Origin of the sequence: Bacillus sp. EB600 (assembly GCF_024494385.1) — a bacterium.
In the GTDB taxonomy this organism is placed as follows: Bacteria; Bacillota; Bacilli; order Bacillales; family Cytobacillaceae; genus JAEVLT01.
Window position 1 is genome coordinate 177250 of sequence record NZ_JAEVLT010000009.1, and the last position, 11063, is coordinate 188312.

The 11063-nt window shown below is 36.9% G+C and carries 9 protein-coding genes; 8 read left to right on the forward strand and 1 reads right to left on the reverse strand.

Translation table 11 applies throughout. The annotated features are described in order from the left end of the window. Nucleotides 1-382 precede the first annotated feature (382 nt). The 6 genes from JN080_RS30145 (at nt 383) to JN080_RS12455 (ending at nt 7826) form a co-directional block, all read left to right on the forward strand. Nucleotides 383-679, forward strand: a complete 297-nt coding sequence (locus JN080_RS30145; RefSeq protein WP_483861543.1) for a DUF7686 domain-containing protein — start codon at nt 383-385, stop codon at nt 677-679. A 172-nt stretch (nt 680-851) separates the two neighbouring features. Beyond that, entirely contained in the window at nt 852-2033 is a 1182-nt protein-coding gene (locus tag JN080_RS12435; protein ID WP_256236327.1) for an ROK family transcriptional regulator, read from the forward strand. 252 nt (nt 2034-2285) lie between these two features. Beyond that, complete coding sequence (locus tag JN080_RS12440) at nt 2286-4613, forward strand: arylsulfatase (RefSeq protein WP_256236328.1); 2328 nt, start codon at nt 2286-2288, stop codon at nt 4611-4613. A 63-nt stretch (nt 4614-4676) separates the two neighbouring features. Beyond that, a complete protein-coding gene (locus JN080_RS12445) occupies nt 4677-5933 on the forward strand; it encodes an anaerobic sulfatase maturase (RefSeq protein WP_256236329.1) in 1257 nt (418 codons plus the stop codon). A gap of 239 nt (nt 5934-6172) precedes the next feature. Next, the gene (gene desA, locus JN080_RS12450) at nt 6173-7204 is read left to right on the forward strand and encodes a Delta(5) desaturase DesA (protein WP_256236330.1); all 1032 of its coding nucleotides are present in this window, start codon (nt 6173-6175) and stop codon (nt 7202-7204) included. 76 nt (nt 7205-7280) lie between these two features. After that, the gene (locus tag JN080_RS12455; RefSeq protein WP_256236331.1) at nt 7281-7826 is read left to right on the forward strand and encodes a response regulator; all 546 of its coding nucleotides are present in this window, start codon (nt 7281-7283) and stop codon (nt 7824-7826) included. Nucleotides 7827-7939: 113 nt separating this feature from the next. On the opposite strand, the gene JN080_RS29835 is transcribed toward JN080_RS12455, so the two are convergent. Further along, a complete protein-coding gene (locus JN080_RS29835; RefSeq protein ID WP_375141646.1) occupies nt 7940-8176 on the reverse strand; it encodes an IS3 family transposase in 237 nt (78 codons plus the stop codon). 393 nt (nt 8177-8569) lie between these two features. Here JN080_RS29835 and JN080_RS12460 point away from each other — a divergent pair, with 393 nt between their 5' ends. Then, nucleotides 8570-8959: a DUF1259 domain-containing protein gene (locus JN080_RS12460; protein WP_256236332.1), complete on the forward strand. Its 390-nt coding sequence runs from the start codon at nt 8570-8572 to the stop codon at nt 8957-8959. A gap of 715 nt (nt 8960-9674) precedes the next feature. After that, nucleotides 9675-10559 (forward strand): C39 family peptidase, encoded by an 885-nt coding sequence (locus tag JN080_RS12465; protein WP_256236333.1) that lies wholly within the window; start codon nt 9675-9677, stop codon nt 10557-10559. The last annotated feature ends 504 nt before the right edge of the window (nt 10560-11063 follow it).

Here is an 11063-nt window from a genome sequence, read left to right on the forward strand (position 1 = left end):
GAAGTGCAGCAGAGGTTGGATTGTTGTGCTTTTTTCTATTTTATTTTTTGATTGTTTTAGCAAGATTTTGGGTATTTGTAGAATTGGATGTAGTTCGTTTCTTCCCTTGGTTTTGTGTTCTTAAATAGAAGCACTTCTTTTTAAACCTCGCTTGCTTCTTTCACTTCTCCTTAGTGCAGTTAAATAAAATTATATATCTCAGCAACCGGAATTTGTGAATATGTGGAGTATAGGGCTGCTCGTAGCTATGATTAAATAGAAGAAAAATAAATGTAGGTGAATATATGAACAAGTGTGAGCGCTCTGTATCTAATGAAGCGAAAGTTAATTTTAAGATGGAAGCGATTAGCATGCATTATGCACTAATTGCTACAATGAACTCATGTCAGAGGAACTTGAAGTAGATTTAGAGCAGCCGGTAGAAACTTTTTCATTGAAGGATTACCAAGGCATTAGTCGTACCTTTAATCTAGAAAGACGATTACACACAATGGGGATTTACTTGGAAGCTTCAGAAAACATAGAATTTGGAAACGCCGACGCAATCAAAAGGCTTGCTCCAAAAATAAACAACTTTGTCCATGAATTACAAGAGAAAAAATCGGTGTTGTATTCATATTCCTCATTTCAATCTACGTACTCATGTAGAGTGCGACAATACATTGAAAATGCAACTTAAAGCCCATTTCCTTCATATTCAATTTTTTCAATATAATAACCCTCCCCCTTTCTATGGTTTTTTCATAAAAAAAAATCAGTTTATTTTGTAAGTTACGATATAATCAAAAATATAGATTTCTTATCCATTTAAGCAAAAGATGGTAACTACTTACTATTGGGAAGGGATGTAAATGTTAAATAAATTTCTAAACGATCAATCTATTCAGAATCGGCCACTGAAATTAATTTATCAATACATTTATCAAAATAGATCTGTATCTAGAGCAGATATCATTAATAAAACAAATTTAAACCGCGGCAAAGTCGCCAGATCTTTAAAAGAACTTTTAGATAAAGGTTATATTCAAACAGTAGGGTATGGGGATTCAGAAGGTGGAAGACCTCCTTCCCTCTATCAGATTAATCCAATATGCAGCTATATTATCGGAATTCAGAATACCAGGGTAGAAACGAAAATGGCATTATTTGATTTAAATTTGAATAAACTCGATGAGAAAAAGATTATTATGACGTCAAAGCATAAACCTCAGATTGTAATTGAGGAAATTAAGAATACGATTACTGAGTTTATGAAAACTTATCACTTTACTGTGAATGAGTTGTTAGGGATTGGAATCGGTGCGATTGGACCTTTGGATCGTGAACGTGGAATTATTTTGAAATCGGAGCCGTTTTTGACTCATAGCTGGAACAATATACCGATTGTTGAACAAATTAAAAGTGAGTTTCCAGCTAGAATTAAATTTGATAATGCTGCAAATACCATCGTTCTTGGGGAGTATAGAAACCATCAAGCCTATACTAATATATTAAACGTTACAGTCGGATGGACTTGGGGATGTGGCGTTATTCTTGATCGTAAATTAATGAGAGTAGAAAGCGGTGATATTAGCGGTTATGGCCATATGGTAATTAATATGGATGGGGAAAAATGCTATTGTGGAAAAAATGGATGTATGACTGCTTATACTTCACTTTATGTTATTTTGGATAAGATAAAAGAACGTTCTCCTGGTTTTTTTTATGAAAAGTTAAAAGATTTTGCTCCGGCTGAGCAAATAATCAACATCATATCCGAAGAAGATGTACGAACGAAGGAAGTGATTTTAGATTCGGCTAAATATATTGGGGTTGGGGTAGCCAATCTAGCCACCGTATTTCACTCAGAATTAGTTATCGTTAATGGTCCGTTAATTAGTCAATACCCTGGATACTATGAAGAAACTATTCACCATATCTCATTAAATTTAAATGAACAAAAAAATATCCAATTTAGGAAAGGGAATTTTCAGAGTGAGTCCGGCGTACTTGGTGCGGCAGTTCAAGTACTTGATAGCTATATGAATGAATAATAAGTTTTTACATATGAGTATGAGGATTGTTGTAAATCAATTTGCAGCAATCCTTTCTTGCATTATTCTCTAATTATTCCTAATAAAAACTAATAGTTGACAAAATTCGAAAAATTTAATAAATTGTTGATAACAGTTTTGCACATTTTGTGCAAAACTATAATACTTTTTGAAAGGGGTTACAACAAAAATTTTAAAGTTTGATAAAGTTAAGGTTTCCCTACTAGAATGCAAAAAAGGAGAGAAGTGAGAATGAAAGATCAAAAGTTCCTTTCCAAGCAGTCCCTTACGAAATTAACCATGCTTGGGACTGCCGTGGCATTAGCTTCCGCTATCACAATAAATGGACACTCAGCTATTGCCTCGGTTCCGCCAAAAGAAAAAGAGGCCGATAAAAAGAAAAGTAAAACAAACGCAGAAAAAAAGAAAGAGGATACAAAAACAAATGTCGTTTATATTGTACTGGATGACTCAGGTTTTTCAGATTTAGGAAGTTATGGTTCTGAGATCAAAACACCAAATATAGATTGGCTTTCACAAAATGGGCTTCGATATAATAACTCTCACGTAACGCCGCTTTGTTCACCGACCAGGGCGTCATTGCTGACGGGTAGAAATTCACACGAAGTCGGTATAGGAACTGTCACGAATTTTGATCTAGGACCAGAATTCCCTAATAAACGCGGAGAATTAAAACCGGGAGCTGGGACTGTTGCACAGGTGCTGGGTAAAAATGGTTATAATACGTATGCTGCCGGGAAATGGCATTTGGCACCGACCGAAGATACGACTCCTGCAGGTCCATATAATAACTGGCCGCTGCAAAAAGGATTTGACCAATTTTACGGCTTTTTAGAAGATTCATCGGATCAATATAAGCCTGATTTGACAATTGACAATACGCAAATTCCTTCCCCAACGGATCCAAACTATCATTTTTCCGAAGCAATTGTCGAAAATGCAAATCGCTATATTACCAATCAAGTCAGTGTACATCCAGAGACACCATATTTCTTGTATTTAACATTTGGAGCGCAGCACTCGCCACAGCAGGTCCCGCAAAAATATATTGATATGTATAAAGGGGTTTATGATAAAGGCTGGGATCAAATAAGGGAACAACGGTTTGAAAAACAAAAAGAATTGGGAATAATTCCGAAAGACGCTAAATTGGCACCGCGAAATCCAGGAGTGAAACCATGGGACGAATTGACGGATCAGGAAAAGAAAAATGACATCCGTCTTCAGGAAACATATGCCGGTTTCTTAACCCATGCTGATGAGCAGGTTGGGAAATTATTAGATAACTTGCGTGAAAAGAATCAATTAGACAAGACCATGATTGTATTGCTCTCCGATAACGGAGCAAGCGGCGGTGGAAAAGCAAATGGATCTGTTAATCATACAGAAGATTATAATGGAATCAGTGAAAACATTGATGATATAGAGAGATATTATGATATGTTCGGCAGCCCTAATGCAGGTACGGAATACCCGGCTGGATGGGCGCAGGTAAGCAATACACCTTTCAGCCAATACAAAAACTCTGCGTTCGCAGGCGGAACCAACACGCCTTTAATTGTTTATAATCCTAAAATCATTAAAGATCCAGGGGCCATTCGGACACAATATGTGAATGTCAGTGATATAACGCCAACAATTTATGACATAGAAGGCATCAAGCCGCCGAAACAAATAAATGGCGTAAAACAAATGCCGATATCCGGACAAAGTTTCAAGGCTTCATTGACAAATCCTAAGGCAGCAGGCAGAAGCACACAATATTTTGAGGTTTCCGGTAACCGTGCCATTTACCATGACGGATGGAAGGCATTTACAAGTCATAAAAAAGGTGAGCCTTTCGAGAAGGATCAATGGTATCTCTACCATGTAAAGGATGATTACTCAGAATCTACGGATCTCGCAGCAAAATATCCTGATAAATTGAAAGAACTTCAAAAGTTGTGGTTTAGTGAAGCCAAAAAGTATGGTGCACTTCCTTTAACAGATATCTTTTTGGACGGATTTTTATCGATTCCAGCGGATACCATTAGAGCAAAAGATCACTACATGTATTACCGGGGAATGGACCGATTAACGGATTCAGCTGCACCACCGATTATGAATCGTTCCTATGAAATCAAAATACCAATTGAGCGTTCAAGCAATACAGAGGACGGTGTTCTGCTTGCACTCGGAGGCCAAGACAGCGGTTATACCATTTTTATTAAAAATAACAAACTAATCTATGAATATCGATATGGTTTAAATGATTACAAAATCGTTTCGACAATCGATGTACCTCTTGGAAAGTCTGTGATTTTATATAAATTTGATAAAACAGGAACCAATAAAGGGAATGGAGCACTCTATATAAATGATACAAAAGTAGGAGAGTCAATCGCTGAAAATACATTGCCTTACAAAATATCATTTGAAGGTCTTGACATCGGCAAGGATACGAAATATCCAGTAAGCCCAGACTATGCAAATGAAGGGGAATTTGCCTTTAAAGGGAAATTAACCAGTGTAGAATATACTCTTGGAAATGACCAGGAATTTACAAATCCAGGTAAGTAATGTGAATGACCAGTGACAGAGCCATTTGTCACTGGTTCACTATTTTTTATGAGGTGGCCATTTATGAGTACAACAGTTAAAAATACGACAACTAACTTCCATATGTTAGCAAAACCATCGGGGCCGATTTGTAATTTAGATTGTCATTATTGCTTTTATACGGAAAAAGAGTCTTTATTTGAACCGAAAACCCCGTTTCGAATGTCAGAGGAAACGTTGGGGAAATTTATCAAAAATTATATTGAGACCCAGTCAGCAGAGGAGATTCCGTTTGTATGGCAAGGAGGAGAACCTGCGTTAATGGGTTTGAATTTTTATAAAAAGGCTGTTGAATTCCAGAAAAAATACGCTAATGGGAAAAGAATTTCTAATTCTCTGCAAACAAATGGAACGCTATTAACGGAAGATTGGTTTCCGTTTCTTGCTGAAAATAACTTTTTAGTTGGATTGAGCTTGGACGGACCGGAGGAAATACATGACAAATTCCGCGTTGATCGCGGGGGAAATCCTACTTTCCAGCGGGTATTAAACACATTGCATAATTTGCAAAAATACAAGATCCAATATAATGTGCTTACATGTGTAACCAATGAATCTTCCAATTCACCATTGGAAATTTATCATTTTTTAAAGAGTGAAGGAGTTGAATATATTCAATTCATTCCGATTGTAGAAAGAATAGCAGACGAACATGCGACAAAGCTAGGCCTGCGTCACGCTACGCCTGCATCAATAAAGGATGAAGAAGTTCAATTAGCTCCATGGACAGTCAATTCAGAGAAATATGGGGACTTTTTAATTACTATATTTGATGAGTGGGTGAGAAATGATGTTGGCATTGTCAATGTGATGAATTTCGAAAGTTCACTGGTCGCATGGATGGGTCTGCCTGCAACGGTGTGCATTTTTGCCGAAACCTGCGGAAAAGCGGCTATCATTGAGCATAATGGGGATGTTTATTCCTGTGACCACTTTATGTATCCTGATTATAAGTTGGGCAATATTCAAACACAAACATTTAAAGAAATGATTGATTCAATCCAGCAAGCAGAATTTGGACAAGCGAAAAAATCAACATTGCCAAAGTATTGCCAAACGTGTGAAGTAAAATTTGCTTGTAATGGAGAATGTCCGAAACACCGCTTTCTGAAGACTCCCACTGGAGAACCTGGATTAAATTATTTATGTGCAGGTTATAAGAAATACTTTACTCATATCCACAAATATATGAAAGTAATGGTCCAACTGCTCGAAAATGGCCTTCCAGCCTCTAAAGTAATGGATGTAATAAAGCATCCAATTGTAATAAATAATAAGTAAAATGCTAATGGAATAAAATGTAAACCTAAAGCTTTATATAGAAATTTTGATAGTTGAAAAAAGCCTAAATAACCAGTGAGTTTCTTATTATGGAGCTCACTGGTTATTTGTTTTGTAAGGCAAATTGGAGAAGTACATGACATTTATCATGTTGTGCACCTGACACCTGCTACTTACAAGATCATTTTCATTCCTTCATAATAAGAATTAACAACACAAGGAAAGGGAATTCAAATAAAATGACCTTACAAAATACGAAAAACTTAAATAAACAAATTGCACCTTATGAAAAGTCAACGACAAAAGAAAGTGTATGGCAGCTCATCAACACGATCGTGCCATTTATTATTTTATGGTACCTTGCCTATAAAAGCCTGTCCGTTTCTTATTGGTTGTCATTAGTTCCTTCTTTGATAGCAGCTGGATTTTTGACAAGGATTTTCATTATTTTTCATGATTGCACCCATCATTCCTTTTTTAAAAGCCGTCGTGCCAATAGAATAGTTGGGACTGCTATGGGTGTTTTAACGATCTTCCCGTTTGACCAATGGGGGCATGAGCATTCTATCCATCACGCTACAAGTGGTAACTTGGATAAGCGAGGTACAGGAGATATTTGGACCCTTACAGTAGATGAATATTTGGTAGCACCAATAAGGCTTCGTTTAGCTTATCGTTTTTATCGCAATCCGTTCGTAATGTTTGGATTAGGGCCGATTTATGTTTTCCTTCTTAAAAATAGATTTAACCGAAAAGGTGCCAAAAAGAAGGAACGAATGAATACTTATTTGACGAATGTTCTAATCGTTGCTTTGATTGGATTGCTTTGCTGGGCAATCGGATGGCAGTCGTTTCTTTTAGTCCAAGTTTCCATTTTTATGATTTCAAGTTCAGTAGGCATTTGGCTGTTTTACGTACAGCACACTTTTGAAGATTCTTATTTTGAAGAAGATAAAGAGTGGGAATATGTGAAAGCAGCAGTGGAAGGAAGTTCCTTTTATAAGCTTCCAAAACTTCTGCAATTTCTTACTGGAAATATTGGTTATCACCATGTTCACCATTTAAGTCCAAGGGTGCCTAACTATAAACTTGAAGAGGCACACAATAATACGGCTCCTTTACAAAATGTACCAACGATCACCCTTGCTTTAAGTTTGCGGTCACTCCGTTTCCGCCTGTGGGATGAGGAAAAAAAGAATTTTGTAAGCTTTAAAGACGTTAAATCCTTGGCTAAGAATAGTATTTCCGTTCAGGTAAAACCTGAACTATAGCTTCACCATCTACTGCTGACTCCCATTAATATGGGAGTCTCTGCTTGTAGTGGTTTCAGATAGGGGGAGAACTAAAATGATTCATATTGTCATTGCAGAGAATCAGGAAATGCTGTTAGGGGCAATTGGTTCCCTGCTCAATTTGGAAGAGGATATGGAAGTGGTAGGGAAGGCAAGCAATGGAGCAGAGGCACTTACTCTTGTGCACCGATTAAAGCCGGATGTTTGTATTATGGATATAGAGATGCCTGGAAAAAGCGGTCTTGAGGCAGCAGAAGCTTTAAAGCCCTTTGGATGTAAAGTAATTATTTTAACAACCTTTGCAAGGACTGGATACTTTCAACGTGCAACAAATGCAGATGTAAAAGGTTATTTATTGAAGGATAGCCCGAGCGAGGAGTTAGCCTGCTCGATACGCAGTATTATGGCTGGAAAGCGAATTTACTCTCCCGAACTAATGGACCATGATTCCAGCGATAACGAACGGGAAATGGAAGTGTTAGAACGGTTGGCAAATGGTCAAATCATAAATGAAAAATCTAATCAGCAAAGAAACACAATTGGAACTATCAGAAATTATTTTTCAACCATTAGGGATAAAATGAGGTTACCAGCTGGGTAAAGATTGTTTCAATACACCAAAAATGTTCCAAATCCATGGCTCTTGCCTGGGAATATGGAATTCCGATACCTGTGGTCAAGACCACCAAAAATAGACATTTGTAAAATAAGACATTAAACTGCATTTTTGTAATTTAAATAGTATTTTTTAGGAGAAACGAATCCAAGTTTGTATTGGGTTCGTTTTTTATTGTAATACCGAATAAGGTTTTGTAGGTTTTGTTGAAAAGTATGAATCTTTATACTTGGATAGAAACAAGGAAATTCAGCTTTTAGATGGGAAAAAGAGCTCTCGATTACGGCGTTATCCCAACCTAGCCTTGCGGGACATGTTTGGTGTGAACATAAGATTCTGACTCAACTTATGATAATCAAACGATCTATTCACACGCCTTGATCACTGCTGATGAGTACTCCTTCTAGTGACAGCAGTTTTCGATTTTTTAGGGCAGCCTCAATAGTTGCTTTAATAAGCTCCTGATTTGGGCTGAAGCTAATTTTGAGGGCAATTACTTCAAGGTTAAATAGATCTACGATCGACGAAATTTAAAATGTTTCTTTTTCCACCTGAATTTCGGTCATATCAGTCTGGGGTAAGGAGCTTTTTCAAACTAAGTTGCTAAAATAACCAAAACAAGAAAGGGGAAGGTTGGCCCTTTCTGTATTGATTTTCAAAACACAATACAAACACTAAACTTCTGCCTAAAACATACATTGTATTAAAAAGTAATGAGGTTGCTTCTAATGCAGGATTTCCATAAACTTTGTCAACAATATGCCCAAATACTCAACGGTAAGCCAACCATTAAGAATGGCGTTTGTTCTGTAGAGATTGATCGTCATCTCAATGTAACGATTCAAGGTCGTCCTAGTCATGGTGAACTACGAGCAGACATCCATTTTGAATCATTAGATCATGAAGGAAATGCGCTCAATCTAGGGGAAACTGTTCTTCTTGAAGAAGAAGTTCCCGCCTTTTCAAGTATTCTAATTAAAAATAGGATCATCATAAGTGCACTTCACAATCATTGGCTGTACACACAACCAAACATCCTTTATCTTCACTTTCAATCAGTAGAACCTCCATTATCTTTTGCACATAAAGTGGCGGAAGCATTAAGGGTTCTAAGATAAAATCACTGAAAAAGGGAATATCATACTTGATGTGCGCTTTTGAATTGGGGTCTGACCCCCACTCGGGGAGTAATTTAGTTGCCTCGAAAAATCTTGGCCTTTTTAGATAATGGCAAAGAGAACATTGGGTTAAGGTGTGCATTTTTAAAAATGGCACCTCTTTTTACATCAAAAAACCTCTAATTGATACAGAGGTTAGATGAGTGGATATATATGCAACTAATTAAAATTCAATATGGCAAAGTCTTCATAATTGACATCGTGTGGAGTTTCATTCTCAACCATAAGATCACACAATGTGGTGATTGCTATTACTCGGACAGCCCAAGGTTGAAAAAGCCTGGACGAGTCCGAATGCAATACATATTCAGATGTTATGAACATGGAAGTGTCCATTAGACATGCGAATACTGACAAAAATGCAAAATTAAAGTTGAGAGATTACTTTCTCAAAGGCAAAAAAAAGCTGATATGGAAAACCCATATCGGCTTTTTTATTATACGCATAGCAGTGACACCCATTGCCAGAGGATGCTTCTTATCAGGGACGGGGCCTTTCAAATTGTTTTATTAAGAAAAAGTTAAGGCATTTTTCATATGGTAAAGTTGAAAGTTTTTTAATATAAAAATTGGATGTGTTAACTTGATTTCTTTACCAAAGAAAATTTTCATTATATTGATTACAGTTTTATTCCTTATAGTTGGAGGCTTATTCTTGATACATTCTAATTCTTCATTAGCCGTAAAACCCTCTTCTATTATAAAAATTCTAGTAACCTCACTTACTAAAAAACAACCAGAAAAAAAGGAGGCGGCAAAACAGGCAGCAAAAGAACAATCGGCAAAAGAACAATCGGCGAAAGAAAAGGTCGCAAAAGAACAGGCCGCAAAAGAAGAAGGGGCAAAAAAGCAAGCTGCAAAAGAACAGGCCGCGAAAGAAGAAGTGGCAAAAGAACAAGCTGCAAAAGAACAGATCGCGAAAGAACAAGAGGCAAAAGAGCAGGCTGAAAAAGAACAACAAGCAAAAATATTAGATGTTCCTCTTATCAATCAACTCACCGCACCTAAGCTCTACAATGGTTGTGAGGTAACAAGTCTGGCAATGATTCTAAATTATAACGGATACCATGTAACGAAGAATGAATTAGCCAATAATATTGCAAGGGTCCCATTAACCTATCAAAATGGACTGAAAGGGAATCCAAATGTAGGGTTCGTAGGGAATATGGAAGTCGGACCGGGCTATGCAGTCTACAATGGGCCGATCTACAATTTGGCCAAAAAGTATGCCGGAAATGAAGTGGTTAATCTGACAAACCAACCGTTTACTGATTTACTAGTGAGAGTGAGTCAAGGTGAGCCGGTTTGGATCATCACCACGGAAACATTTTCCCCTGTATCGGAATTTAAACAGTGGAAGACTCCACAAGGAAGCATGAGTATTACCTTCAGTGAACATAGCGTGGTCATAACAGGCTATGATGCAAACTACATTTATATCAATAATCCATATGGACAAAAAAATCAAAGATTGAACCGAAGCAGCTTTGAAAGGGCATGGGAACAAATGGGGAAACAAGCAATTGTAATTGAAAAGTAAATTCGATTTACCGACTGTGTGCCCTCGAAATTTGTCGAATATCAATGGTCAAATAGAATGGTAACTGGATGGCAATAAATAAGCAGGAGTCATTTTTTTAGATTAACTGAATATTGTCATTGATCTGAGATGATGAGCTTTCCTAATCATGAAATAGAAAAAATTTCTCTTGCCAATTGACACTATCGGTGTTAAGCTAATTTAGCTGTTTCGTTAACAGCTTCTTGTAAACGAAGTTTCTAATCCAAAATTATTTCGGAGAAGTTGACATAAACGAATCAGTGTGGTAAGATAGTCCTTGTCGCTGAACAACATGCATCTTAAAAAAAGATGTTGACGAAATGTTCAGTTGGGCATATACTATGAAAGCTGCTTCAAAAAGCATTGCTCTTTGAAAACTAAACAAACAAAAACGTCAACAATAACAAATATAGTGAAGCAAGTCTTCACTAGCCAACGTAACATTTATGAGCTAACTCATACTCTTTATTGGAGAGTTTGATC

Coding starts and splice junctions, on each gene's coding strand:
- JN080_RS30145 (WP_483861543.1), top strand. CDS start 383: ATGTCAGAGGAACTTGAAGTAGATTTAGAGCAGCCGGTAGAAACTTTT.
- JN080_RS12435 (WP_256236327.1), top strand. CDS start 852: ATGTTAAATAAATTTCTAAACGATCAATCTATTCAGAATCGGCCACTG.
- JN080_RS12440 (WP_256236328.1), top strand. CDS start 2,286: ATGAAAGATCAAAAGTTCCTTTCCAAGCAGTCCCTTACGAAATTAACC.
- JN080_RS12445 (WP_256236329.1), top strand. CDS start 4,677: ATGAGTACAACAGTTAAAAATACGACAACTAACTTCCATATGTTAGCA.
- desA (WP_256236330.1), top strand. CDS start 6,173: ATGACCTTACAAAATACGAAAAACTTAAATAAACAAATTGCACCTTAT.
- JN080_RS12455 (WP_256236331.1), top strand. CDS start 7,281: ATGATTCATATTGTCATTGCAGAGAATCAGGAAATGCTGTTAGGGGCA.
- JN080_RS12460 (WP_256236332.1), top strand. CDS start 8,570: ATGCAGGATTTCCATAAACTTTGTCAACAATATGCCCAAATACTCAAC.